Here is a 26,205-nt window from a genome sequence, read left to right as displayed (position 1 = left end):
GAGGTCCCGTACCGATTCGGTACGGGACCTCCCCCTGCGCTTTCCCCCGCCCTCCCGTTGCCCCGCCCCCCGCCGCGTCCCCGTGGGCTCCCCCGCCGTGTCCGGTGCCTGTCAGACGCCCGCCGTGTCCCGGTCCCGGTCCCCGTCGCGGTCCTCACCCTTGGCAGAGAGCTCCGGGCGCTCCCCGGCGACCGGTCCCGACTCGCCCTCGCTCAGGCCGAACCGGGTATGGAAGCGGCGCAGCGGTCCCGGCGCCCACCAGGTCGCCTTCCCCGTCAGCTTCATCACGGCGGGCACCAGCAGACTGCGCACCACCATCGCGTCCATGATCACCGCGAGCGCGATCCCGAGCCCCAGCATCTTCGTATTGGTGACCCGTGAGGTACCGATGGCCACCATGACCAGCGCCAGAATCACGGCGGCCGCGGTGATCAGCCCTCCTGTGCGCCGGAGTCCGAAGGCCACCGCCTGGTCATGGTCCCCGCTGCTGTCGTACTCCTCCTTGATCCGGGAGAGCAGAAAGACTCCGTAGTCCATGGAGAGTCCGAAGGCGACACAGAACATCAGCACCGGCAGGGTCGTCTCTATGTCTCCGGTGGAGGTGAAGGCGAGCAGTCCGGACAGATTGCCGTCCTGGAAGACCCAGACCACCGCACCGAACATCGCCGTCAGGCTCAGCGCGTTGAGCACGACCGCCTGGATCGGTATCAGCACACTGCCGGTGAGCAGGAAGACCAGGAGCAGGGTCACCACGACGATGATGCCCGCCGCCCAGGGCAGCCGGTCCGCTATCGCGCCCTTGGAGTCGACCAGCACGGCGGCGGCACCGGTCACCGAGGTGTCGAACGGAGCCTGTTCGGCGCGGATCTCCCGGACGAGCCGCTGCGATCCCTCACCCACCGCCTCGCCCTTCGGCAGGACCGTGAAGTATCCGTGCTCGCCGGCGGTGACGGGCCCGTCGATCCTCGCCACCTCCGGCAGGGCGGAGATCCGGCTGCGGTAGTCGGCGAACTCGGCGGCCGTGGCGGTGCCCTCGGTGAGGATCTCCAGGCCGCCGCTGGGGCTGCCGGGGAAACCGTCCCGTATCTGCTCCTGGACCACCCGGGACTCGGCGCCCGACGGGAGCTGGCGGTGGTCGGCGGTGCCGAACTTGGCCCCCAGGAAGGGCAGTCCGAGCAGCACGAGCCCGGCCGTCGTGGCGACCGCGAAGACCGGGGCCCGGCGCATCACCAGCGCGGCTGTCCACGCCCATCCGCCCCCTTCCTTCCGCGCGGACGTACGCCCGCCCCGGCGCAGCAGCCGCCGCAGATCCAGGGCGTTGACCCGGTGGCCCAGCAGCAGCAGCGCGGCGGGCAGCAGTATCAGCGCCGCCGCGGCGGCCAGCACCACCACCGCGATCCCGGCATAGGCGAAGGAACGCAGGAAGTACTGCGGGAAGACCAGCATCGCGGCCAGCGACACCGCCACGGTCAGCGCCGAGAACAGCACCGTGCGCCCGGCGGTGCGCAGTGTGGTGCCCACGGCATCACGGACCTCGGCCCCTTCGGCCAGTTCCTCACGGAATCGGCGCACGACGAACAGCGCGTAGTCGATGGCCAGTCCGAGGCCGAGAGCCGTGGTGAGATTCTGCGCGAAGACCGAGACATCGGTGAACTCGGTGATGCCGCGCAGCACCGCGTTCGTCCCCAGGATGGCGACAATGCCGAGCCCCAGCGGCAGCAGGGCGGCGACCGCGCTGCCGAACACCATCACCAGCAGCACCAGCGTCACCGGCAGGGCGATCAGCTCGGCCCGCAGCAGATCTTCCTGGATGATGCTCTGCATCTCGTGCCGCACGGCGACGGGTCCGCCGACCGAGACCTCCAACGGTCCCCGCGCGCCGCGGAATTCGGGGGCTATCCGGTCCAGGACCGCGGCGGCCGTCTTCTCGTCACCCTCGATCCGGGCCGCGATCAGTGCTTCCCGCCCGTCCTCGGCGCGCAGCGCGGGCGCCTTCGTCCGCCAGTAGGAACCGACCCCGGTGATGCCCTTCTCCGCCGCCAGCCGGTCGGTGAGGCGCCCGGCCTCGGCGGCCACGGCGGGATCGTCCACACTCCGGCTCCCGGTGTCGACAAGCAGCAGGAGATTGGGCTCGGAGGCGGGGAACTCCCGCTCCAGCGCCTTGGTCGCATAGGTCGACTCGGCGTCCGGGTCCTCCCAGCCCCCGCTGCCCATCCGGTCGGCGACCCCGCTCCCCGCGAATACCGCGAGGGCCGTGATCACCAGCGCGACCAGCAGAGAGAGCCTGGGTCGCGCGGTGACGAACCGGGTCCAGCCCCCGGGCCGCGGGCCGGTATTGACTTCGGACATGGTGCGGTGTCCCCTTCACCGTGACCCATGGCATGGGTCAGCCATCGCCATAGAATGGCAAACACGAGCCATCACTCGCATTCGTCAATATTGCGAGTCATCGCTCGCGTTTGTCAACGGATCCAGGAAAGCCGGGGAATCACATGCCGGAGCCGAAGAGCGACGCGACAGAAACGGGGAAGCCACGCCGGCGCCAGGCCCGCGGCGAGCGCCGTATCGCCCAGCTCCTGGAAGCGGCGGCCCATGTCTTCTGCACCACCGGCTACGCCGCGGCGAGCACCAACTCCATCGCCCGGGAGGCCGGGGTCTCCCCCGGCACGCTGTACCAGTTCTTCCCCAACAAGGAGGCCATCGCCGTCGAGCTGGGCGACCAGCTCCTGACCCGCTGGCGGGCGACCTACGGACAGGCGTTCCTCCCCGCCCATCTCGAACTCCCCCTGGACCAGCTCCTGGACGCGGTCCTCGACCCGCTGATCCAGTTCAACTACGAGAATCCGGCCTTCGCCGTCCTGATGCACGGCTCCGACATCCCCGGCCATGTCGCCCGGGAGCACGAGGCCCTCCACTCCACGATGCTCGCCCGCGTCGAGGGGATCCTCGGCGGCTATCTGCCCGAGGCGCCGGAGGCCGAGGTCACCCGTGTCGCGGAGACGACCTTCACCATCTTCAAGGGCGGGCTGGATCTGATCCTCGCCGCGGAGCCGGACCAGCGGGAGGCGTACATCGCCGAGATCAAGACGGTCCTCTTCCGCTATCTGCATCCGTTCGTCGGAGATCTGTGACGGGACAGCGGACACGACACCGGCCAGGAGTTCAGCTTCATACCCCCTAGGGGTATCATCGGCAGGACAACCGTCCACACCCCCGACGAGGAGAACGCCATGACCACCGAGACGAAGGCCGAGTCCACCGAAACCTCGGGCTCCTGCTGCTCACCCGCCGGCTCCTGCCACAGCGACGCGGCCGAAGGGCAGACGGGCCGGATCACGACCGTCTACCAGGTCACGGGCATGACCTGCGGCCACTGCGAGGGCGCCGTCTCCAGCGAGATCTCCGGGATCGAAGGTGTCGTCTCCGTGCAGGCCGCGGCGGCCACCGGACAGGTGACCGTCACATCCCGGACTCCGCTGGACGAGGACGCCGTACGCGCCGCCGTCGACGAGGCGGGGTACGAACTGGCCGGACAGGCCTGACTTCAGGCACCCTGAAGGCACAACGCCCCGGGGCCCGGGTGGTTACGAAATCTTTGCGCTGGCGGCCCTTCACATGAACCACAACTCCTTCACAAAGAGATCTAGATCACATAGATTGAGGGGTAACCATCCGGGGGGCTCGCGAGTCTAAGAGGACAATGCCAGAGAACGTCTTGGGGGACGTTCGAAGGGATGTCATGAGATGTCTTGGGGGACATCTCGGACAAGCGAATTGACCGGGGCACGTGCACTGGGGAGCTTTGAGCGGCCCTCCCGTACGTACCCCGGTCAGACCGCGCGAGTAAGCCGCTGCTGGTTACGGCAGACGCCCGGCCCGGATCCCGTGGGGGGAATCCGCTCCGGGGATATGGAAAGCGCCCCGCTCGCCGACCCGTGGGGGGATCGGCAGCGGGGCGCTTTTCGCTACGGGGGTGCCGTACGGCGCGGGAAGACCGTGTCAGCGGCCCTCGACCGGGACGAAGTCGCGCAGGACCTCGCCGGTGTAGATCTGGCGCGGACGGCCGATACGGGAGCCCGGCTCCTTGATCATCTCGTGCCACTGGGCGATCCAGCCGGGCAGCCGGCCGAGCGCGAACAGCACGGTGAACATCTCGGTCGGGAAGCCCATGGCCCGGTAGATCAGACCGGTGTAGAAGTCCACGTTCGGGTAGAGCTTGCGCGAGACGAAGTAGTCGTCGGCGAGGGCGTGCTCTTCGAGCTTGAGCGCGATGTCGAGCAGCTCGTCGGACTTGCCGAGCGCCGAGAGGACATCGTGCGCCGCCGCCTTGATGATCTTCGCCCGGGGGTCGAAGTTCTTGTAGACGCGGTGCCCGAAGCCCATGAGCTTCACGCCGTCTTCCTTGTTCTTCACCTTGCGGATGAAGCTGTCGACATCGCCGCCGGCGGCCTGGATGCCTTCGAGCATCTCCAGCACCGACTGGTTGGCGCCACCGTGCAGCGGGCCCCACAGGGCGCTGATGCCGGCGGAGATCGAGGCGAACATGTTCGCCTGCGAGGAGCCGACGAGACGCACCGTGGACGTCGAACAGTTCTGCTCGTGGTCCGCGTGCAGGATCAGCAGCTTGTCGAGCGCGGAGACCACGACCGGGTCCGGCACGTACTCCTGCGCCGGGACCGAGAAGGTCATCCGCAGGAAGTTCTCGACGTACCCGAGGTCGTTGCGCGGGTAGACGAAGGGGTGGCCGATCGACTTCTTGTACGCGTACGCGGCGATGGTCGGCAGCTTGGCGAGCAGCCGGATCGTGGAGAGATGGCGCTGCTTGTCGTCGAACGGGTTGTGGCTGTCCTGGTAGAACGTGGACAGCGCGCTGACCACGGAGGACAGCATCGCCATCGGATGGGCGTCGCGCGGGAATCCGTCGTAGAAGCGCTTGACGTCCTCGTGCAGCAGCGTGTGCTGGGTGATCTCGTTCTTGAACGAGGCCAGTTCGTCGACCGTCGGCAGCTCGCCGTTGATCAGCAGATACGCCACCTCGACAAAGCTGGACCGCTCGGCGAGCTGCTCGATGGGATAGCCGCGGTAGCGCAGAATGCCCTGTTCGCCGTCGAGGTAGGTAATGGCGGACTTGTAGGCCGCGGTGTTGCCGTAGCCGCTGTCCAGAGTCACCAGACCGGTCTGGGACCTCAGCTTCCCGATGTCGAAGCCCTCGTCGCCGACCGTGCTGTTGATCACCGGGTAGGTGTACTCGCCGTCGCCGTACCGCAGTACTACCGCGTTGTCGCGTTTCTCGCTCACGTCATCCCTCACCGACGTAGTGCCTCTTCTTCGAGGTGCCCTGACTGTCTCTACCATCCCCCATTTGGCTCAGGAGAGTGCACTCGGGGTCGGCCATTCGGCCTTTTGGCGGCACTCAGTGCCGCCAGCCTCCTCATCCTGCCCCCTTCGCCCCGGTTGCGAAAGTCCCCGAGGGCCGCGGGCCGCCCTCCAGTCGGTGGTCCAGCGCCGTGAAGCGTCTGCCCGCCGAAACCGTCCGCACCGCCTGCCCTATGGCCTTGCGGGAGCCGACCAGCACCACCAGCTTCTTGGCGCGGGTGACCGCCGTGTAGAGCAGATTGCGCTGGAGCATCATCCAGGCACTCGTGGTGACCGGGATGACCACGGCCGGATACTCGCTGCCCTGGGAGCGGTGGATCGTCACGGCGTACGCGTGTACCAGCTCGTCCAGCTCGTCGAAGTCGTACGGCACCTCCTCGTCCTCGTCCGTCAGCACCGTCAGGCGCTGATCGTCCAGGCTGAGCGAGGTGACCACGCCCACGGTGCCGTTGAAGACCCCGTTCTCCCCTTTCTCGTAATTGTTGCGAATCTGGGTGACTTTGTCGCCGACGCGGAAGACCCGGCCGCCGAGCCGCTTCTCGGGCAGATCGGGCCGGGCGGGGGTGATGGCCTGCTGGAGCAGTCCGTTGAGCGCGCCCGCGCCGGCCGGGCCGCGGTGCATCGGCGCGAGGACCTGCACATCGCGCCGGGGATCCAGCCCGAACTTGGCGGGGATCCGCCGGGCGGCCACATCGACCGCGACCCGGCCCGCGTCCTCCGTCTCCTCCTCGACGAAGAGAAAGAAGTCGGTGAGGCCCTGGGTGAGGGGCTGGACTCCCGAGTTGATGCGGTGCGCGTTGGTGACCACACCGGACTGCTGGGCCTGCCGGAAGATCCGCGTCAGCCGGACGCGGGGCACCGGACCGTCCTCGGCCAGCAGATCGCGCAGCACCTCGCCCGCCCCGACCGAGGGAAGCTGGTCCACATCCCCCACCAGCAGCAGATGCGCGCCCGGCGCCACCGCCTTGACCAGCTTGTTGGCCAGCAGCAGATCGAGCATCGAGGCCTCGTCGACCACCACCAGATCCGCGTCCAGCGGGCGGTCCCTGTCGTACGCGGCGTCCCCGCCCGGCTTCAGCTCCAGCAGCCGGTGCACCGTGGACGCCTCGGCGCCGGTCAGCTCGGCGAGCCGCTTGGCCGCCCGTCCGGTGGGCGCCGCCAGCACCACCTTCGCCTTCTTGGCCCGCGCCAGCTCGACGATCGAACGGACCGTGAACGACTTGCCGCAGCCCGGACCACCGGTCAGAACGGCGACCTTCTCGGTGAGGGCGAGCCGGACCGCCTGCTGCTGCTCCGGGGCCAGCTCCGCGCCCGTACGGCCCGCGAGCCAGGTCAGAGCCTTCTCCCAGGCCACGTCCCGGAAGGCCGGCATCCGGTCCTCCCCCGTGCGCAGCAGCCGCAGCAACTGGGCGGAGAGGGACAGCTCGGCGCGGTGGAAGGGGACCAGATAGACCGCCGTGACCGGCTCGCCGCCGTCCGGGCCCGGCACCGTCTCCCGTACGACTCCCTCGTCCTCCCCGGCCAGCTCGGCGAGACACTCGATGACCAGGCCGGTGTCGACGGCGAGCAGCTTCACGGCATCCGAGATGAGCTGCTCCTCGGGCAGGAAGCAGTGCCCCTGGTCGGTCGACTGGGAGAGGGCGTACTGAAGGCCCGCCTTGACCCGATCGGGGCTGTCGTGCGGAATGCCGACGGCCTGGGCGATGCGGTCCGCGGTGAGGAAGCCGATCCCCCAGACGTCCGCCGCCAGGCGGTACGGCTCGTTCCTGACGACCGAGATGGAGGCGTCCGCGTACTTCTTGTAGATCCGCACGGCGATGGAGGTGGAGACGCCGACGCCCTGGAGGAAGACCATGACCTCCTTGATGGCCTTCTGCTCCTCCCAGGCGGCGGCGATGCGCTTCGTCCGCTTGGGGCCGAGGCCGGGCACCTCGACGAGTCTCTTGGGCTCGTCCTCGATGATGTCGAGCGTGTCGAGGCCGAAGTGCTCGACTATCCGGTCGGCGAACACCGGGCCGATGCCCTTGATCAGACCGGAGCCCAGATAGCGGCGGATGCCCTGGATGGTGGCCGGGAGGATCGTCGTGTAGTTGTCCACCGTGAACTGCTTGCCGTACTGCGGGTGCGAGGCCCAGCGGCCCTCCATACGCAGTGACTCGCCCGGCTGCGCGCCGAGCAGCGCACCGACCACGGTCAGCAGATCGCCACCGCGGCCCGTGTCGACCCTGGCGACCGTATAGCCGTTCTCCTCATTGGCGTAGGTGATCCGCTCGAGGACGGCTTCGAGCACTGCTGGATTGGACATGCCCCGACGCTACCGCCCAGCTCCGACAGCACGGCGGGCCTGTGGACAACTCCGGTCCCTTGACGCGCGGAAGGCGCCGTCCGCTCGTCGACCCGCTGCCGCACCGCTCGTCAACTCCGTGCGGCCATCGGCACACTCCGGCGCTACAAGGGGCCCGGTCCTTCGACCGGGCCCCACGCGCTCCCCCCTCCGACAGAGCCTTCCGATCCCCCCGGATCCCTCCCCGAAGGCCCTGTTGACGAATACGACTCATGTCACCCGGGAAGGGTTGCACGGTTTCTCTGAGTTATTTTCAGCGCGCGTGCCGGACGTACCGTTCGACCACCTCGACCAGCACTTCCACGCCGTCCCGCGCCCACAGTCCGTCGTTGAAGAGCTCCACCTCGACCGGGCCCGAGTAGCCCGCCGCGTCGACCCGTTCGCGCCAGCCGCGCAGATCGACCGCTCCGTCACCGAGCTGGCCCCGGCCGTTCAGCACCCCCGCCGGGAGCGGTGTCGTCCAGTCGGCGAGCTGGAAGGAGAAGATCCGTCCGCCCGCGCGTGCGACGGCGGCGGGTGCCCGGTCGTCCCACCAGACGTGGTACGTGTCCACGACCACCCCGACCTGCTCGGCCGGGAAACGCTCGGCCAGTTCGAGGGCCTGATCGAGGGTGGAGACCACACAGCGGTCGGCGGCGAACATCGGGTGCAGCGGCTCGATCGCGAGCCGGACGCCCCGCTCCGCCGCGTACGGCGCCAGCTCCGCCAGCGCGTCCGCGATCCGCTCTCGCGCCGCGCACAGATCCCTGCTGCCCGCCGGAAGCCCTCCGGAGACCAGGACGAGGGTGTCCGTGCCCAGTACGGCCGCCTCGTCGATCGCCGCGCGGTTGTCGGCCAGCGCCTCCGCGCGCCGGGCCGGTTCGGTCGCGGTGAGAAAGCCGCCGCGGCAGAGCGTGGTGACGGCGAGTCCGGCCTCCCGTACGAGCTTGGCGGCGGCCTCCACCCCGTACGCCAGGACCGGTTCGCGCCACAGGCCGACGGCCGGTACTCCCAGACGAACACAGGCCTCCGTCAGCTCGGGGAGGGAGAGCTGTCTGACCGTCATCTGGTTGATGCTGAAGCGGCTCAGATTGCCGTACGACGCGCCGGTCACCGGAGTACTCCGTACACGCTCAGCAGCGACCTCATCCGGTCCTCGGCCCGCGCGGGATCGGGGAACAGTCCGAGCCCGTCGGCCAGTTCGTAGGCCCGCGCGAGATGCGGCAGCGAGCGGGCCGACTGGAGGCCGCCGACCATGGTGAAGTGGTCCTGGTGGCCGGCCAGCCAGGCCAGGAACACCACGCCTGTCTTGTAGAAACGCGTGGGTGGCCGGAAGAGATGACGGGCCAGTTCGACGGTGGGGTCGAGCAGTTCCCTGAAGCCCTTCGTGTCACCCGTGTCCAGGAGACGGACGGCTTCCGCCGCCGGCGGGCCCAGCGGGTCGAAGACACCGAGCAGTGCGTGGCTGAAGCCCAGATCGTCACCCTCGATCAGCTCCGGGTAGTGGAAGTCGTCGCCCGTGTAGCAGCGCACGCCCGCCGGCAGCCGGCGGCGCAGCTCGGTCTCGCGCCCCGCGTCCAGCAGGGAGATCTTGATCCCGTCGACCTTGTCCGGATACTCGGCGATGACCTGGAGGAACGTCTCGGTGGCCGCGTCGAGGTCGGTACTGCCCCAGTAGCCCTTCAGTGCGGGGTCGAACATCGGGCCGAGCCAGTGCAGTACGACCGGTCCCGTCGCCTGCCTCAGGAGAGGGGCGTAGACGGCGAGATAGTCGTCGGGGGCCGTGGCGGCGGAGGCGAGGGCGCGGGAGGCCATCAGGATGGCCTGGGCGCCGGTCTCCTCGACGAGCGCGAGCTGCTCCTCGTACGCCGCGCGCACCTCGTCCAGGGAGGCGCCTGGGGCCAGTTGGTCGGTGCCCGCGCCGCAGGCGATCCGGCCGCCGACCGTCTTCGCCTCGGCGGCGGACCGGCGGATCAGCTCGGCGGCGCCCGTCCAGTCCAGGCCCATACCGCGCTGCGCGGTGTCCATGGCCTCGGCGACCGCCAGACCGTGCGACCACAGATGGCGGCGGAAGGCGAGCGTGGCGTCCCAGTCGACGGCGGCCGGCGCGTCGGGGCTGGTGTCGGCGTACGGATCGGCGACGACATGGGCCGCGGCGAAGACCGTACGGGAGACGGGGGGCGCCCCTCCCGCGGTGAAACGGGCGGGTTCGGAGCGTGGGGTGTACGTATGCGTCCCACCCCCGGCGGAAGGCAGCCGAAGGGTCACAGGGTCAGCTCCGGCACCTCGAAACGGCGGCCCTCCGCGGCGGACCGCAGCCCCAGCTCGGCGAGTTGCACGCCACGCGCGCCCGCGAGCAGATCCCACTGGTAGGGCTCGTCGAGCGCCACATGGCGCAGGAACAGCTCCCACTGCGCCCTGAAGCCGTTCTCGAACTCGTCGTTGTCCGGGACTTCCTGCCACTGGTCGCGGAAGGACTCGGTGGTGGGGAGGTCGGGGTTCCAGACAGGCTTGGGCGTGGCCGCGCGATGCTGGATCCGGCAGCGGCGCAGTCCCGCGACGGCCGAGCCGTGTGTGCCGTCCACCTGGAACTCGACCAGCTCGTCACGGTTGACCCGGACCGTCCAGGAGGAGTTGATCTGGGCGACCGCGCCGCCGTCCAGTTCGAAGATTCCGTACGCCGCGTCGTCCGCGGTCGCCGCGTACGGCTTGCCCTGCTCGTCCCAGCGCTGCGGGACATGTGTGGTGATCAGCGCCTGGACGCCGGTGACCCGCCCGAACAGCTCGTGCAGGACGTACTCCCAGTGCGGGAACATGTCGACGGTGATGCCGCCGCCGTCCTCGGCCCGGTAGTTCCAGGAGGGGCGCTGGGGCCGCTGCCAGTCGCCCTCGAAGACCCAGTAGCCGAACTCTCCCCGTACGGAGAGGATCTGGCCGAAGAAGCCCCCTTCGACGAGTCGCTTCAGCTTGAGCAGGCCGGGCAGGAAGATCTTGTCCTGGACGACACCGTGCTTGATGCCGGCGCTCCTGGCGAGCCGGGCCAGTTCGAGGGCGTCGGCGAGGCCCGTCGCGGTCGGCTTCTCCGTATAGACGTGCTTGCCCGCCGCGATCGCCTTCTTGAGGGCTTCGACGCGGGCGGAGGTCACCTGGGCGTCGAAGTAGATGTCGACCGTGCCGTCCGCCAGAACGGTGTCGAGATCGGTGGACCACTCGGTGAGACCGTGCCGCTCGGCGATCTCCCTGACGGCGTGTTCGCGACGGCCGACGAGGACGGGCTCGGGCCACAGTACGTCGCCGTCCCCGAGGTCCAGCCCGCCCTCCTCACGGATCGCGAGGAGGGAGCGCAGCAGATGCTGCCGGTATCCCATCCGCCCCGTGACGCCGTTCATGGCGATCCGCACTGTCCTGCGTGTCACGAAGTTCCCTCCATACGGCCGCAGCAAGCGCTTTCTATGAGGTAGAAAGCTAGCCTGCGACAGCGGCCGGTACAAGAGCCCGCCCCGATCTCTCCCCGATCTCCCGCGCGCTCTTCCGGAGATCTCTCCCATTCCCTTCGGAGGAAGCGATGACAGTCACCCTGGCGGATGTGGCGGCCCGCGCCCGGGTGTCGCCCGCCACCGTCTCCCGCGTGCTGAACGGCAACTATCCGGTCGCCGCCGCCACCCGGGAGCGCGTCCTGCGCGCGGTGGACGAGCTGGACTACGTACTGAACGGTCCCGCCAGCTCGCTCGCCGCCGCGACCTCCGACCTGGTCGGCATCCTGGTGAACGACATCGCCGACCCGTTCTTCGGGATCATGGCCGGTGCGGCCCAGACCGAGATCGGCGGTCAGGAGGGCACCGGCAGGGCGGGCGGTGAGAAACTCGCCATCGTCTGCAACACGGGCGGCTCGCCCGAACGCGAGCTGACCTATCTGACCCTGCTCCAGCGCCAGCGGGCCGCGGCCGTCATTCTGACCGGCGGGGCACTCGAGGATCCGCGGCACACCGCCGCGATGACCGCGAAGCTGGCGAAACTCGCGGACGCGGGTACCCGGGTGGTGCTGTGCGGGCGTCCGCCGCTGCCGGACAGCGACGCGATGGTGGCGGCGCTGGCCTTCGACAACCGAGGCGGCGGGCGGCGGCTGACGGAACATCTGCTGGCGCTGGGGCACCGGCGCATCGGCTATGTCGCGGGGCCCGTGGAGCGTACGACGACCCGGCACCGGCTGGAGGGGCACCTGGCCGCGATGGCGGCGGCGGGGCCGCGGGAGGGGGGGCGGGCCGGAGGGACGGCCGAGGAGCGGGAGTCGCTGACGGTGCACGGCCCGTACACCCGCCGCTCCGGGTACGAGGCGACGCTGGAGCTGCTGCGCCGCGCGCCGGATCTGACGGCCGTGGTCGCGGCCAATGACACGGTGGCGCTGGGGGCGTGCGCGGCGGTGCGCGAGCAGGGGCTGCGCATTCCGCAGGATGTCTCGGTGGCGGGCTTCGACGATCTGCCGTTCGCGGTGGACGCGGTGCCCGCGCTGACGACCGTGCGGCTGCCGCTGTACGAGGCGGGGGCGCGGGCGGGGCGGCTGGCGATGGGCACGGAGGCGCCGCCGCCGGGCGGGATCGCCACGATCGCGGCGGAGCTGATGGCACGGGCGTCGACGGCACCGCCGCGGAGCGCCTGAGGCCGGGGCGTTCGGGCGCAGGTCGGGACGCGGGCCGGGTGCTGCGGGGCCGGGGCGCGGGGACGGGTGCTGCGGGGCCGGGGGCTAGGACATGGCGCGGGTCGGGGCGCGGGGTCTGTTGGCGGGTTGTCGCCAAGGGGCGGATTGATCCTTGTCGGCCGTCGATCGCCGGACTTAATGTTGACTCAGTCAAGGAAAAAGGCCGGGAAGCACGGGGGTGGATCATGGCCGTCCAGGAAGTCCGCGCGTTCAACCGCTTCTACACGAATCTCATCGGGGCGCTCGACTACAGCAGGCACCTCTACACGCCGTACACACTCACCGAGTCACGGGTGCTGTACGAGCTGGCCCACGCGCCGCGCACCGACGCCGCCGATCTGCGGGCCGAGCTGTCCCTCGACGCCGGATATCTGAGCAGGCTGCTGACCAAGTTCGAGCGTGACGGGCTGGTCGGACGCGCGCCGTCCGAGCAGGACTCACGGCGTCGGCGGATAACGCTGACACCGAGAGGGCGCGAGACCGCGGCGCTGCTCGACGAGCGGTCGCGGGAGGCCGTGGGCTCACTGCTCTCGCGGGTCGAGCCCGAGCTGCGGCCCCGGCTCACGGACGCGCTGCGGACGGTGCGGGACATCCTCGGCGACGGGCGTCCCAATCCGGCCGACACGGCCGACAGGGACGGACCGATACTGCGCGATCCGGCCCCCGGCGAGCTGGGCTGGATGGTGCAGCGCCATGGCGCGCTGTACGCGGCGGAGTACGGCTGGAACACCGAGTTCGAGGGTCTGGTCGCCGGCATCGTGGCGGACTTCGCGCAGGACCGCGACCCCCGGCTGGAGCGGGCCTGGATCGCCGAGCTGGACGGCGGTCCGGTGGGGTCGGTGATGTGTGTACGGGACGACGCGCCGGAGGCACGGAACGACGGGCCGCACACCGCGCGGCTGCGCCTGCTGCTGGTCGAGCCGGGCGCGCGGGGGCACGGCCTCGGGGAGCGGCTGGTCGGGACGGTGGTGGAGTTCGCCCGTGAGGCGGGATACAGGGAGTTGACGCTGTGGACCAATGACGTCCTGGCCGCCGCGCGCACCCTCTACCAGCGCGCGGGTTTCACTCTCGTCGCCGAGAAACCGCACCACTCCTACGGAGCGGATCTGGTCGGCCAGGACTGGCGGCTGCCGCTACGGGAAGAAGCGGTCATACCTCCGGACGGACAGCGGAAAGGAACAGGCCCATGAAGCTCGCCTTCTCGACCCTCGGGGTACCCGGGCTGCCCATACCCGAGGTCGTCGCACTCGCCTCCTCGACCGGATACCAGGGAGTGGAGCTGCGCGCCCATCCGGAAGAGCCGGTGCACCCGGGGATCGGGGCACGTGAACGGGCCGCGGTGGTCGACGAGTTCAAGCGCGCGGGCATCGAGATCCTGACGGTCGCGGGATACACACGGGTGGCGAGCGCGACGGCCGACGAGGACCGGCTGCGCCAGGATCTGGACGGACTGCTCTGGCTGGCACGGGATCTGGGCGCCTCGTTCATCCGTGTCTTCCCGGGCGGCGGCGACCAGGACCCGGCCGACGCCGACGCCACGGCCGCGCGCCGACTGGCGACGGCGGCGGAGCTCGCGGCGGACTTCGGCGTACGGATCCTGCTGGAGACACATGACTCGCACCGCACGGGAGCGGACGCCGCCCGGGTGCTGGGACCGGTGGGGCATCCGCAGGTGGGGGCGGTATGGGATGTGATGCACACCTGGCTGGGCGGTGAGGACCCCATCACCACGCATGCGTCGCTCGGCCCCTATCTGGGCTATGTGCAGGTGAAGGACATCGCCTCGGCGGAGGACCTGACACCGCTGGCGCTGGGCGCTGGGGTGCTGCCGCTGGGTGAGTGTCTGGCGCTGCTCGATGACGACTGCTGGGTGTGCTGGGAGTACGAGAAGCGCTGGTATCCGCAGGCGGCCGAGCTGCCGGGGCTGCTGGTGGCGGGCCGGGAGTATCTCGCGGGTCTCTGAGGGTTGTCCGGAATGCGGGTTGTCCGGGAGGCGGCGTGGAACGCGCAGGGGGAGCGAGGGGCCCGCCACCGGCGCAGACAAAGGGGGGCGCACCGGTGGCGGTGTGCTGCCGGCCGCGGGCGGCTGGAGAGGGGAGTCAGCGATCGCAGCCAGCGGCGAGGGCCGACACCGCCGCGGAGACTTACCGGCGCACACCAATAAGACGAGCGGTATGGGCTGGAGGTTCCAAAGGTCCGGAAACTCCCATGGAAGCGCCGCCCGCTGGAGAGAGCCCTTGACTGGCAGTTACTTTCCGGATAAGCGTGGTTCTTTGGAAGTTTCCTTCACCCCCCTCGCAGCGCACAGCCGGAAGGAGCACCAGTGCACGACCGGACCATCTCCAGACGCGCTCTCCTCACCGCGACCGCCGTAGCGGCGGCAGCCGTTGCCGCCTCGGCCGCCCCCGTGGTGGCCGCTCCCCCGCACCTCGCCCCCCTCGCCCCGCACCGGCGCGACCGGCTTCGCCGGCTCATCTCACGGATGAGTCCGGAGGAGAAGGTCGGCCAGCTCTTCGTCATGCGGGTGTACGGCCACTCCGCCACCGCCCCCAACCAGGCCGACATCGACGCCAACCTCGCCGAGATCGGGGTCCGTACCGCCGCGGAGCTGATCTCGACGTACCACGTGGGCGGCATCATCTACTTCGCCTGGGCGCACAACACCCGTGATCCCCGGCAGATCGCCGAGCTCTCCAACGGCATCCAGAAGGCGGGACTGGCCCAGGACACCCCCGTCCCCCTGCTGATCGCCACCGACCAGGAGCACGGCATCGTCGCCCGGGTGGGCAAGCCGGCCACGCTGCTGCCGGGTGCGATGGCGCTCGGCGCGTCCCGCTCGCGCGCCGACGCCCGTGACGCCGCCAGGATCGCGGGCGCGGAGCTGGCCGCCATGGGTATCAACCAGAACTACGCGCCGGACGCGGATGTCAATGTCAACCCGGCCAACCCCGTCATCGGCGTACGGTCCTTCGGCGCCGATCCGCAAGCGGTGGCCGGTATGGTCGCGGCGCAGGTGACGGGCTATCAGAGCGCGGGGATCGCCACGGCGGCCAAGCACTTCCCCGGGCATGGCGACACGAAGGACGACAGTCACTACGCGCTGCCCACCATCCACCACACCCGTGAGCAGTGGAGCGAGCTGGACGCACCGCCGTTCCGCACCGCGATCGCCGCCGGTGTCACGTCGATCATGACCGCGCACATCGTGGTCCCCGCCCTGGACCCGAGCGAGGACCCGGCGACGCTCTCGCGTCCCATCGTCACCGGCGTACTGCGGGAGCAGCTCGGCTACGACGGTGTCGTGGTCACCGACGCGCTCGGTATGGAGGGCGTACGGCAGAAGTACGGCGACGACCGGGTGCCTGTTCTCGCGCTCAAGGCGGGCGTCGACCAGTTGCTCAATCCGCCGAATCTGCGGATCGCGTGGAACGCGGTCCTGGCAGCGGTGAGGAGCGGCGAGATCAGTGAGGCGCGCGTCGAGGAATCCGTCCTCCGCATTCTCGAACTCAAGGAACGGCTGGGCCTGTTCAGCGGGGATGCCGCCGTCTCGCTGCGGAATCTGGACCGTACGGTCGGCACCCGGGCCCATCTCGCCGCCGCCGACCGGATCGCCGAGCGGACCACCACGCTGCTCGTCAACGAGAACGGCCTGCTGCCGCTGAACCGGCGCCGGCAGCGCGATGTGCTGGTCGTCGGCGCCGATCCCGCCTCGCCGTCCGGGACGACGGGCCCGCCGACCACGGTGCTCGCCACGGCCCTGACCGAGCTGGGTTTCAGCGCCACGGCCCTGTCCACCGGTACGGCCCCGAGCGCGGCGCAGATCGAGGCGGCGGTGGCGGGTGCGCGGGGCAAGCACGTGGTGGTCGTGGCCACGTACAACGTCTCGGCGACCAGTTCGCAGCGCACCCTGGTCAGCGCGCTCGCCGCGACCGGTGTGCCGGTGGTCACGGTCGCCATCCGCAATCCGTACGACATCGCGGGCCTGTCCGGAGTCAAGGCGTCCCTCGCCTCGTACTCCTGGACCGATGTCGAAGTACGGGCGGCCGCACGGGTGATCGCGGGCCGGGTCCGGCCCCGGGGCGTGCTGCCCGTGCCGGTACAGCGCGCGGACGATCCGACGCGGGTGCTGTATCCGATCGGTCATGGTCTGTCCTACTGAGCCGGACGGATCACCGCACGGCCGTGCCCGCCGTTCTCGGGTCCGAGGACCGAGAACGGCGGGCACGGTTCGACCGGGCCGCGTGGTTCCGCGGCCGAGGCGCTACGGCCTCAGGGTGTGCTCCCGCTCGACCTTCTGGCGGTCGAGCTTGGCGTCGAACGGCGCCAGCGGCTTCGCCTTCGCCACGTCCTGCTGGACGGCGGCCGGGGCGACGCCCGCCCATGCCAGGATCCGGGCCGTGGCCTTCGCCTGCTGGTCCGGGACGAGACCGGCGACATTGGCGCCGTGGTTGGCACCCGGCGCGACAAACACATAGCTGTCACGCGCGCCGTGGCCGAGGCGGAAGGGCTCCGCACCCCACGGGTCGTTCTGCCCGTACACGAACAGCATCTGGTTCGCGTTGTGACGGACCCAGGAGTCGACGTCCGGCATCGTGGAGGGGTCGAACTTCATCGGGATGGAGCGCGGTACGAAGTTCCGCGGCGGCTGGTAGCCGTAACGGCTCAGCTTGCCCAGGTGCGGCTGCTTGATGTCGGGCGAGCCGAGCTGGGTACCCGCCTGGTAGTAGTACGGCGTGTACGTCTCCAGGCCCTGGTCCGTATAGGCGGAGAAGCCGGAGATCGAGTCGATGGTGTCGTAGATCTCCTGGTCGGAGGCGGTGGCCGCGACCGGGATGAACTCGCAGTCGGAGAGCAGGCTGTACTGCCAGAACGCCCAGACGAAGTCGAGCACGACGGCCTCGTACGCCTTGTCCAGCGTGCCGACGGTGGTGAAGGTGGAGCCGGTGGCGTCCGCCCACTCCTTGTACGTCTTCTCCAGCGGCTCGCGCCGGACCAGCGCCTCGCGCTGCACCGCGTTGAGCTTGTCGCGGCACTCCTTGGTGCCGACCCGCTCGAAGAACCGGTCGTAGGCCGAGTCCTCCTTGTTCACCACGTCGTTGGGCGCGACGTACGCGACGACGCCGTCCATGTCACGCGGGTAGAAGCGCTCGAAGTACGTGGCGGTCATACCGCCCTTGGAACCGCCCGTGGAGAGCCACTTCTCGGGATAGATCTTCTTGAACGCCGAGAAGATCCGGTGCTGGTCGCTGGCGGCCTGCCAGATGTCCAGCTTCGACCAGTCGGCCGGCTGCGGACGGGACGGCGTGAAGAAGCGGTACTCCATCGAGACCTGGTTGCCGTCGATGATCCGTGTCGGCTCACTGCGGCTCGGGTTGGTGGAGACGTTGTAGCCGCCGGTGAAGAAGACCGTCGGCCGGCTGGTGTCCTTGTGCAGCAGGGTGACGCGCTGCTGGAAGGTGCCCTTGGACGGATGACGGTGGTCTACCGGCTGGGTGTAGTTGAGAACGAAGTAGCGGTACCCCTCGTACGGCTTCTCCTGGATCAGACTCATCCCCGGGATAGCGAGGACCCGGTCCTTGATGTCGGTGGTGTCGGTGGCGGTCTGGTGGTCCGCACCCCGATCGGCGGCGGTGGCCGCACCGGCCGTGGCCACCGTGCCTATGATCAGCACGAGCGACAACAGCCATCTCAGCGCCTTGCGCATTCACACTCCCTGTGTTCATGACAGACGCCGTGAACCTAGCGGGCTGAATGCCCGACCCGCCAGTGCCATCCAGGCAGAGGATCCGGCAGAGGAATCCGGAGAGGGATCCGGCAGAGGGATCCGGTCGGTCGAGCCGGAGAGGCCCGGGACGGCGCCGAAGGCGCGTATACGGCGGCTCAGCCCCCCGCGCCCGCCCGTACCCTCCCCGACGTCCCTCCCCGGCCTTCCCCCTCACACCACCGCGGCCGGCTCCTCCTCGCCGAGGAAACTCCGCCAGAGCTTGGCGTACCGGCCCTCCAGCGCGAGGAGTTCCTCGTGCGTGCCGTCCTCCACGACCCGGCCGTGGTCCATCACGACCACCCGGTCCGCGCGGGCCGCGGTGGTCAGCCGGTGGGCGACGACCAGGGTGGTACGGCGGCCCGCCAGCCGGTCGGTGGCCTGGTTGACCAGGGCCTCGCTGGCCAGGTCGAGGGCCGCGGTCGCCTCGTCGAGCAGCAGTATGTCCGGGTCGACCAGTTCGGCGCGGGCCAGTGCGATCAACTGGCGCTGTCCGGCGGAGAGATTGCGGCCCCGCTCGGCGACCTCGTGCAGATAGCCGCCCTCCAGCGTGGCGATCATCTCGTGCGCGCCGACCGCGCGGGCCGCGGCCTCCACATCCGCGTCGCGCGCCTCGGGACGCCCGTAGGCGATGGCGTCACGGACCGTACCGGCGAAGAGATACGCCTCCTGCGGTACGACCCCGAGCCGGTGCCGATACGCCGTCAGATCCAGCTCCCGCAGATCGGTGCCGTCCACGGTGACCCGGCCGCCGGTCGGATCGTAGAACCGCGCGACCAGTTTGACGAGGGTCGACTTGCCCGCGCCGGTCTCGCCGACGAAGGCGACCGTCTGGCCCGCCGGTATCCGCAGATCGACACCGCTGAGGGCGGCATCCGCGGCGCCCCCCGGCCGCCCGCCGGTCTCCTCGGTCTCCTTCTCGTGAGCGGCCCCGGACGCGACGTCGGACGCAACGCCGGACGCGACGCTGGACACCGCCCCGGACGCGGGTCCCTCGGACTCCAGCCCGTTGTAGGTGAACTCCACACCCTCGAAAGCGATCTCGCCGCGCAGCGACAGCACGTCCAGCGGCTCCTTCGAGGAGGCCGTCGAGGTCGGTTCCCGCAGCAGCTCCTGGATACGGCCCAGCGAGACCGTCGCCTGCTGATAGCCGTCGAAGACCTGCGAGAGCTGCTGCACGGGCGCGAAGAACAGATCGATGTAGAGCAGATACGCCACCAGCGCGCCGGTCGTCAGGGTCCCGGCCTCCACCCGCCCCGCGCCGACGATCAGCACGGCGGCGGCGGCCACGGAGGACAGGAGCTGCACGAAGGGGAAGTACACCGATATCAGCCACTGGCCGCGCACCCGGGCCGCACGGTAGTGGTCGCTGCGTCCCGCGAAGCGCTCGGCGCCGTCCTTCTGGCGCCGGAACGCCTGGACGATCCGCAGCCCGGACACCGACTCCTGGAGATCGGCGTTGACCGCGCTGATGCGCTCACGCGCCAGTTCGTACGCCTGCACGCTCTTGCGGCGGAAGTAGACCGTGCCCACGATCAGTACGGGCAGGGTCGCGAAGACCACCAGCGCGAGCTGTATGTCGATCACCAGCAGCACGACCAGAATGCCGAAGAAGGTGACGACGGAGACGAACGCCGTGACCAGACCGGTCTGGAGGAAGGTCGACAGCGCGTCCACATCGGTCGTCATCCGCGTCATGATGCGACCGGTCAGCTCACGCTCGTAGTAGTCGAGTCCGAGCCGCTGGAGCTGCGCGAAGATCTTCAGCCGCAGCGCGTAGAGGATACGTTCGCCGGTCCGCCCGGTCTTGCGGGTCTCACCGATCTGCGCCATCCACTGGACGAGCACGGCCACCAGTCCAAGCGCCGCGGCGGCCCACACCGCGCCGAGCGCGAGCTGTTCGACGCCCTGGTCGATGCCGTGCCGGATGAGGACCGGCAGCAGCAGACTCATTCCGGCGTCGACGGCGACGAGCGCGAGACTGATCAGCAGCGGCAGTCCGAAGCCGCGCAGCAGCCGGCGCAGTCCGTACGACTCCTCGGCGGCGACGGCGCGCGCCTCGTCCACCTCGGGGGTGTCGGTGGCCGGGGGCAGCGCCTCCACCTGGGCGAGCAGTTCGGGGGTGGCGCCGGGCGCCTTAGCGCCGGAGGCGGTGTACGACCTCTCCTCCCGTATCCACAGCGCGGGGGTCACTCCGCGTTCGGCGTCGAACTCGGCGTCGATCTCCCGCTGGAGGGCGCGGGCCTCCTCCGGCGACGCGATGTCCTCGGGCCCCCCGGCGGCGGGGAGGGCCGGGGTGTGGCCGGGCGAGACCTCGCCCAGTTCGTCCGGGTCGGTCAGCAGCCGCCGGTAGAGGGCGGACCGCTCCTGAAGCTCCTCGTGGGTGCCGATGTCGGCGAGACGTCCGCCGTCGAGCACGGCGATACGGTCCGCCAGCCCGAGGGTGGAGCGGCGGTGGGCGATGAGCAGGGTCGTACGCCCGGCCATCACCGCGCGCAGCGCCTCATGGATCTCGTGCTCCACCCGGGCGTCGACGGCGGAGGTGGCGTCGTCCAGAAGGAGCAGCCGGGGGTCGGTGAGGATGGCACGGGCCAGGGCGATGCGCTGGCGCTGGCCGCCGGAGAGGGTCAGGCCCTGCTCGCCCACCTTGGTGTCGTAACCGGCGGGCAGTTCGCTGATGAAGCCGTGGGCCTGGGCGGCGCGGGTGGCCTTGAGGATCTCCTCCTCGGTGGCGTGCGGCTTTCCGTAGGCGACATTGGCGCGGACGGTGTCGGAGAACAGGAAGCTGTCCTCCGGTACGAGACCGATCGCGGCCCGCAGCGAGTCGAGGGTCAGTTCGCGTACGTCATGGCCGCCGACGAGGACCGCGCCGTGCGTCACGTCGTAGAAGCGGGGCAGCAGCAGCGAGACCGTGGACTTGCCGCTGCCGGAGGAGCCGACGACGGCGACGGTCTCACCGGGCCGGATCTCCATCGAGAAGCCGTCCAGTACGGGCCTGCCGTCGTCGTACGCGAACGACACGTCGTCGAACTCGACGGAGGTCACGGCGTCCGCCGGCAGTTCCTTGGTGCCGTCGTGGAGCGTCGGCTCGGTGTCGATCAGCTCCAGTACGCGTTCCACACCGGCCCGTGCCTGCTGGCCGACGGTCAGCACCATGGCGAGCATCCTGACCGGGCCGACGAGCTGGGCGAGATAGGTGGAGAAGGCGACGAACGTACCGAGGGTGATCTGACCGCGGGTGGCCAGCCAGCCGCCGAGCGCCAGCATCGCGACCTGGCCGAGCGCGGGAACGGCCTGGAGCGCCGGGGTGTAGCGGGCGTTGAGCCTGATGGTGCGCAGCCGTCCGGCGAAGAGCCTGCGGCCGGCCTCCCTGAGCTTCCCGGTCTCCTGGTCCTCCTGCCCGAAGCCCTTGACGACCCGGACCCCGGAGACGGCTCCGTCGACGACCCCCGCGACGGCTGCGGCCTGTGACTGGGCGTACCAGGTGGCGGGGTGCAGCCGGGTGCGGCTGCGGCGGGCGATGTACCAGACGGCGGGAGCGACGGCCAGCGCGACCAGGGTCAGCGGCGGTGACAGCCACGCCATGATCACCAGGGACACGAGGAAGAGCAGGACGTTGCCGATGGTCATCGGCAGCATGAAGAGAAGGCCCTGGATGAGCTGGAGGTCACTGGTGGCGCGGCCGATGACCTGTCCGGTGGAGAGACTGTCCTGGCGCCGCCCGTCGAGGCGGGCGATCGTGTCGTACATGTCCGTACGCAGATCGTGCTGGACGTCGAGCGCGAGCCGTCCGCCGTAGTAGCGCCTGATGAAGGCGGCCGCATAGACGGCGAGCGCGGCGAGGATCAGCAGCCCCGTCCAGACGAGGAGGGAGCGGCGGCCGTCCCCGATGACATCGTCGATGACGACCTTGGTGATCAGGGGGACGAACGCCATCACCCCCATACCGGCGAGCGACGAACCGAGCGCCAGGACCACATTGCGCCGGTACCGCCACGCGTACCCGGCCAGTCGCCGTGCCCAGCCCTGCTCCGCCGCCACTGATGCCTCCCGATCGTCCTGATCTGCCGGAAGGCCCAACGCGGGCGGCGACGGATTTCATCCCTCCGCAACAAAGCGCGGCAAAGACCGGTCCGTGGTCCTAGGACCGCGGACCGGCCCGCGCCCCCGGCCACCCCCGCACCTCTGCGGTCACTTCGCCGCGGCGAGGTCCTTGTGGACGGCGCGGGCGACGGCCTGGATGGTGTTGATGCCGTCGTTCATGGTCTTGTTGTCGTGGGTGAGCACGGTGATCAGATAGTTGTTGCCCTTGCCGGTGAACGCGCCGATGCTGTGCACGCGCCAGCCGTGGGTGGACCGCTGGAGCCAGCCGTTCTTGAGCTGGACGGTGGCGGAGGCGGGGGCACCCGCCGGAACGCCCCAGCGCTGGGACGAGACGACCCGGCGCATCCGGTCCAGGATGTAGCTGCGGGCGTTGTCGCTGAGCACGGTGTTCTTCGCGGTCACCAGGGTCAGCAGCTGCTGCTCGTCACGGGCGGTGATCTGGGTGAGGCCCCAGGAACCGTTCGCGCCCGGGGTGGTCTGGGTCATCCCGGCGGCCTTGAGGAACCCCTTGATCTTCGTCAGACCGAGCTGCTTCCACAGGGTGCTGGTGGCCGCGTTGTCCGACTTGGTGATCATGGCCGTGGTGAGATCGGTCTCGCGCTGGGTCAGATAGCGGTTCGTCTTCTTCGCGTCCCAGAGCAGGGTCGCGAGGACGGTGACCTTGACCACGCTGGCGGAGTCGAACTTCTGCGTCGAGCGCAGGGTGCAGCGCGTATTGGTCGTGCGGTCGTAGACCGCGACGGCGGTGGTGGACTTCCTGGACTTGAGCGCCGCGGTGATGTCCTTGGACAGCTTGGCGGCGAGGCCCGCCTTGCCCGAGGTACAGGCGACGGCCGGGGTCGCGGCCACGGCGGGCGCCGCTCCGGCGACGACCGGTACGAGCCCCGCGGCGAGGGCGACGGAGAGCGCGCCACGAGCGCGCCAGGATATTCGCTGGTGAGTCATGAAGAGAGTTCCCGCCCCTGCCCCTGTCGCGTCACGAGCGCGCCGTACGGCGCGCTCGCAGACATGATGCACAGGGACGGGTCAATGGTTGTATGGGCTCGAACACAATTGCCGGCCGAGACCAAATCGTGTTCGTCGCGCTCCCCCGTCGGCGCTCAGAGGTGCGTCGGCGCGAACATCCTGAGCACGGCGGGCAGCACGACCACCGAGGGGCCCGGCGCGGCGAGCGACGCGGCGAGGTCCTCGCGCAGCGACTCCGGAGCCGTACGGACCGCCGGTACGCCGAAGGACTCCGCCAGCGCCACGAAGTCCGGGCGGGACAGGTCCGTGCCGCTCGTCTCGCCGAAGGCGCCCGTCATGTACTCGCGCAGGATGCCGTAACCGCCGTCGTCGACGATCAGCCAGGTGACCGGGAGCCCGTACTGCCGGGCGGTGGCCAGCTCCGCTATCGAGTACATCGCGCCGCCGTCGCCCGAGACGGCCAGGACCGGTCTCGTACGGTCGGCCGCGGCGGCGCCGAGGGCGGCGGGGAAGCCGTAACCGAGACCGCCCGCGCCCTGGGCCGAGTGCATCGGGCCCGGCCAGGCGGCCCAGGCCCAGTAGGCGAGGATCGTCATGTCCCAGAAGCTCGGGGAGGTCTCGGGCAGGGCGGCGCGGACGGCGGCGAGCACCTGCCGCTCCGGAGTGAGGTCCTGGGCCTCGATCCTGGCCCGTACCTTCGCCAGGACCGTACGGACCGACTCCGCGGCGGCCGACTCCGCGCCCGCCGGGTCCGGGACGGCCGGGTCCACGCCCGCCGGGTCCGGGACGGCCGGACCCCGGCGCGCGGACACCGACTCCAGCAGCGCGGACAGCGCGATCCGGGCGTCGGCGTGGATACCGAGCGCGGGGTGGTTGGACTCCAGCTTGCCGAGGTCCGCCTCGATCTGGATCACCCGGCCACGGGGCCGGAAGGTGTGGTAGTTCGAGGAGAGCTCACCGAGACCGGAGCCCACGACCAGCAGGACGTCCGCGTCCTCCAGGAAGTCGGTGAGATGGCGGTCCTCCAGCCAGGACTGGAGCGACAGCGGGTGGTCCCAGGGGAAGGCGCCCTTGCCCCCGTAGGTGGTGACGACCGGTGCGGCCAGCTTCTCGGCGAGGGCGAGCAGCTTGCCGGAGGCGTCGGCCCGTACGACTCCACCGCCCGCGATGACCACCGGGCGCTCGGCGTGCGACAGGGCGTGCGCCGCCACGGCGGTCAGCTCGGGGCGCGGCGGCAGCTCGCGCGGGGTGGCGTCCAGCACCGTGACGACCGGCAGCGTGGTCTCCGCGAGCAGCACGTCCTGCGGGATCTCCACCCAGACCGGGCCGTGCGGGGCGGTCAGCGCGGACTCCCAGGCGGCGGCGATCGCGGACGGGATCTGTGAGGCGCCGCGGACGAGGTGCACGGACTTCACGATGTCGCGGAAGGACGCCTGCTGATCGCGGAGTTCATGCAGATAGCCATGGCGACCGCCACCGAGACCGGCGACCGGCACCTGGCTGGAGATGGCCAGCACGGGGGCCGAGGCCGAGGCCGCCTCCTGGAGCGCGGGCAGCGCGGTGAGCGCGCCGGGGCCGGTGGAGAGCAGCAGTGGGGCCGCCTCGCCGGTGACCCTGCCGTACGCGTCGGCGGCGAACCCCGCGTTGTTCTCGACGCGCAGCCCGACATAGGCCAGATCGGAGCGGCGCAGGGCGTCGAAGATACCGAGCGCGTGCTGCCCCGGCAGCCCGAAGACGGTGGTGGCGCCGAGTCCCCGCAGGGTCTCCACGACGAGATCGCCGCCGTTGCGCCCGGCCGGCGGATTCAGCGCGGCCCTGGTCTGCGCCTCGGTGGGGCGCGGCACCGGATCGTGGTCGTGGGTCACTTCGACGTCCCGGCGGTGGCCGGACCGGCGGGCCCGGACGGGGTGGCGTCCCGGGCGGTGTGCCCGGCGCCGGCGGCGGTCGCGGTCGTGTGCCCGGCGTCGGTGCGGGCGGCGGCGATCCGGCGGGCCATGAGCGTGGTCAGTTCATACGCCGTGTGGGAGGCGGCGACGGAGGTGATCTCGGCGTGGTCGTACGCGGGCGCGACCTCGACGACATCCGCCGAGACCAGATCGCAGGAGGCCAGCCCCCGGACGATCTCCAGCAACTCGCGGGAGGTGAGCCCGCCGGCCTCGGGCGTGCCGGTCCCGGGCGCGTGCGCCGGGTCGAGCACATCGATGTCGACGGAGATGTACAGCGGGCGGTCCCCTATGCGCTGCCGTAGCTGGTCGACGATCTCGTCCACTCCCCGGCGCATCACATCGGCCGAGGTGACGATGCCGAAGCCCATCCTGGCGTCGTCGTCCAGGTCCCGCTTCCCGTACAGCGGGCCGCGCGTGCCGACGTGGGAGAGCGCCTCCGTGTCGAGGATGCCCTCCTCGAAGGCCCTGCGGAACGGCGTGCCGTGGGTGTACGCGGCGCCGAAGTAGGTGTCCCACGTGTCGAGATGCGCGTCGAAGTGGAGCAGCGCGACCGGTCCGTGCTTCTTCGCCACCGAGCGCAGCAGGGGCAGCGCGATGGTGTGGTCCCCGCCGAGGGTCATCAGACGCGCGCCGGTGCCGAGCAGCTCGTCGGCGGCGGCCTCGATGGTCTCGACGGCCTCGTCGATACGGAACGGATTGGCGGCGATGTCCCCGGCGTCCGCGACCTGCGCGAGCGCGAAGGGCGAGGCGTCCTGGGCCGGGTTGTACGGGCGCAGCAGCCGGGACGCCTCACGGATCGCGTTACCGCCGAACCGCGCCCCCGGCCGGTAGGACACCCCGGTGTCGAAGGGGACGCCGACGACGGCGACATCGGCGGTGCCGACCTCGTCCAGCCGGGGCAGCCGGGCGAACGTGGCCGGTCCCGCGTACCGCGGGACGCGGGACGAGTCGACGGGGCCGCGCGGGCCGTCCCCACGGTCGGCCGTGGCCGGGTGTACCTGTCCGTTGCTGCTCATCGTCGGGCCTTTCCTGG

The 26,205-nt window shown here is 70.4% G+C and carries 17 protein-coding genes; 6 read left to right on the top strand and 11 right to left on the bottom strand.

Features of this window, described 5'->3' with window-relative positions:
* Positions 1-111 precede the first annotated feature (111 nt).
* Positions 112-2,349, bottom strand: coding sequence for an MMPL family transporter (locus OG214_RS25820; protein ID WP_405986092.1), 2,238 nt, complete (start codon positions 2,347-2,349; stop codon positions 112-114).
* A gap of 143 nt (positions 2,350-2,492) precedes the next feature.
* On the opposite strand from OG214_RS25820, the gene OG214_RS25815 reads away from it, so the two are divergent.
* Positions 2,493-3,131, top strand: a complete 639-nt coding sequence (locus tag OG214_RS25815; RefSeq protein WP_363079826.1) for a TetR/AcrR family transcriptional regulator — start codon at positions 2,493-2,495, stop codon at positions 3,129-3,131.
* 99 nt (positions 3,132-3,230) lie between these two features.
* On the top strand, positions 3,231-3,542 hold the full coding sequence (locus OG214_RS25810) for a heavy-metal-associated domain-containing protein (protein ID WP_382852936.1): 312 nt from the start codon (positions 3,231-3,233) through the stop codon (positions 3,540-3,542).
* A 457-nt stretch (positions 3,543-3,999) separates the two neighbouring features.
* Here the strand turns inward: OG214_RS25810 and OG214_RS25805 are convergent, their stop codons facing one another.
* The 5 genes from OG214_RS25805 to OG214_RS25785 form a co-directional block, all read right to left on the bottom strand.
* Positions 4,000-5,298 (bottom strand): citrate synthase, encoded by a 1,299-nt coding sequence (locus tag OG214_RS25805; protein ID WP_363083802.1) that lies wholly within the window; start codon positions 5,296-5,298, stop codon positions 4,000-4,002.
* A gap of 133 nt (positions 5,299-5,431) precedes the next feature.
* A complete protein-coding gene (locus OG214_RS25800; RefSeq protein WP_405986091.1) occupies positions 5,432-7,681 on the bottom strand; it encodes an ATP-dependent RecD-like DNA helicase in 2,250 nt (749 codons plus the stop codon).
* 292 nt (positions 7,682-7,973) lie between these two features.
* Positions 7,974-8,765, bottom strand: coding sequence for a sugar phosphate isomerase/epimerase family protein (locus OG214_RS25795; protein ID WP_405987617.1), 792 nt, complete (start codon positions 8,763-8,765; stop codon positions 7,974-7,976).
* 44 nt (positions 8,766-8,809) lie between these two features.
* Positions 8,810-9,967, bottom strand: a complete 1,158-nt coding sequence (locus OG214_RS25790; RefSeq protein ID WP_363083800.1) for a dihydrodipicolinate synthase family protein — start codon at positions 9,965-9,967, stop codon at positions 8,810-8,812.
* A complete protein-coding gene (locus OG214_RS25785; protein WP_363083799.1) occupies positions 9,964-11,115 on the bottom strand; it encodes a Gfo/Idh/MocA family oxidoreductase in 1,152 nt (383 codons plus the stop codon). Before OG214_RS25785 ends, OG214_RS25790 begins: the two co-directional genes overlap by 4 nt.
* Positions 11,116-11,264: 149 nt before the next feature.
* On the opposite strand from OG214_RS25785, the gene OG214_RS25780 reads away from it, so the two are divergent.
* The 4 genes from OG214_RS25780 (at position 11,265) to OG214_RS25765 (ending at position 16,554) form a co-directional block, all read left to right on the top strand.
* Complete coding sequence (locus OG214_RS25780; protein ID WP_405986090.1) at positions 11,265-12,356, top strand: LacI family DNA-binding transcriptional regulator; 1,092 nt, start codon at positions 11,265-11,267, stop codon at positions 12,354-12,356.
* Between the two features lie 224 nt (positions 12,357-12,580).
* Entirely contained in the window at positions 12,581-13,585 is a 1,005-nt protein-coding gene (locus tag OG214_RS25775) for a GNAT family N-acetyltransferase (protein ID WP_405986089.1), read from the top strand.
* Positions 13,582-14,358: a sugar phosphate isomerase/epimerase family protein gene (locus OG214_RS25770; protein ID WP_405986088.1), complete on the top strand. Its 777-nt coding sequence runs from the start codon at positions 13,582-13,584 to the stop codon at positions 14,356-14,358. Before OG214_RS25775 ends, OG214_RS25770 begins: the two co-directional genes overlap by 4 nt.
* 360 nt (positions 14,359-14,718) lie before the next feature.
* Entirely contained in the window at positions 14,719-16,554 is a 1,836-nt protein-coding gene (locus OG214_RS25765) for a glycoside hydrolase family 3 protein (RefSeq protein ID WP_405986087.1), read from the top strand.
* Positions 16,555-16,656: 102 nt separating this feature from the next.
* Here OG214_RS25765 and OG214_RS25760 read toward each other — a convergent pair whose 3' ends face one another.
* The 5 genes from OG214_RS25760 to speB all read right to left on the bottom strand — a co-directional run bounded on the left by OG214_RS25760 (position 16,657) and on the right by speB (position 26,188).
* Complete coding sequence (locus OG214_RS25760) at positions 16,657-18,099, bottom strand: S28 family serine protease (protein ID WP_405986086.1); 1,443 nt, start codon at positions 18,097-18,099, stop codon at positions 16,657-16,659.
* Between the two features lie 231 nt (positions 18,100-18,330).
* Positions 18,331-22,197 (bottom strand): ABC transporter ATP-binding protein, encoded by a 3,867-nt coding sequence (locus tag OG214_RS25755; protein ID WP_405986085.1) that lies wholly within the window; start codon positions 22,195-22,197, stop codon positions 18,331-18,333.
* Positions 22,198-22,347: 150 nt separating this feature from the next.
* Positions 22,348-23,205 carry a serine hydrolase gene (locus tag OG214_RS25750; protein WP_363081884.1) on the bottom strand — a complete coding sequence of 286 codons (858 nt, stop codon included), beginning with the start codon at positions 23,203-23,205 and terminating at the stop codon, positions 22,348-22,350.
* Between the two features lie 155 nt (positions 23,206-23,360).
* Positions 23,361-25,091, bottom strand: coding sequence for a thiamine pyrophosphate-binding protein (locus tag OG214_RS25745; protein ID WP_405986084.1), 1,731 nt, complete (start codon positions 25,089-25,091; stop codon positions 23,361-23,363).
* Complete coding sequence (gene speB, locus OG214_RS25740; protein ID WP_405986083.1) at positions 25,088-26,188, bottom strand: agmatinase; 1,101 nt, start codon at positions 26,186-26,188, stop codon at positions 25,088-25,090. The genes OG214_RS25745 and speB overlap by 4 nt, the downstream gene beginning before the upstream one ends.
* Positions 26,189-26,205: the final 17 nt, after the last annotated feature.

This window comes from Streptomyces sp. NBC_00872, assembly GCF_045161915.1.
In the GTDB taxonomy this organism is placed as follows: Bacteria; Actinomycetota; Actinomycetes; order Streptomycetales; family Streptomycetaceae; genus Streptomyces.
This window is presented reverse-complemented; position numbering and strand designations above follow the sequence as displayed.

Coding starts and splice junctions, on each gene's coding strand:
- OG214_RS25795 (WP_405987617.1), bottom strand. CDS start 8,765: ATGACGGTCAGACAGCTCTCCCTCCCCGAGCTGACGGAGGCCTGTGTT.
- OG214_RS25780 (WP_405986090.1), top strand. CDS start 11,265: ATGACAGTCACCCTGGCGGATGTGGCGGCCCGCGCCCGGGTGTCGCCC.
- OG214_RS25750 (WP_363081884.1), bottom strand. CDS start 23,205: ATGACTCACCAGCGAATATCCTGGCGCGCTCGTGGCGCGCTCTCCGTC.
- OG214_RS25820 (WP_405986092.1), bottom strand. CDS start 2,349: ATGTCCGAAGTCAATACCGGCCCGCGGCCCGGGGGCTGGACCCGGTTC.
- OG214_RS25775 (WP_405986089.1), top strand. CDS start 12,581: ATGGCCGTCCAGGAAGTCCGCGCGTTCAACCGCTTCTACACGAATCTC.
- OG214_RS25770 (WP_405986088.1), top strand. CDS start 13,582: ATGAAGCTCGCCTTCTCGACCCTCGGGGTACCCGGGCTGCCCATACCC.
- speB (WP_405986083.1), bottom strand. CDS start 26,188: ATGAGCAGCAACGGACAGGTACACCCGGCCACGGCCGACCGTGGGGAC.
- OG214_RS25800 (WP_405986091.1), bottom strand. CDS start 7,681: ATGTCCAATCCAGCAGTGCTCGAAGCCGTCCTCGAGCGGATCACCTAC.
- OG214_RS25815 (WP_363079826.1), top strand. CDS start 2,493: ATGCCGGAGCCGAAGAGCGACGCGACAGAAACGGGGAAGCCACGCCGG.
- OG214_RS25760 (WP_405986086.1), bottom strand. CDS start 18,099: ATGCGCAAGGCGCTGAGATGGCTGTTGTCGCTCGTGCTGATCATAGGC.
- OG214_RS25810 (WP_382852936.1), top strand. CDS start 3,231: ATGACCACCGAGACGAAGGCCGAGTCCACCGAAACCTCGGGCTCCTGC.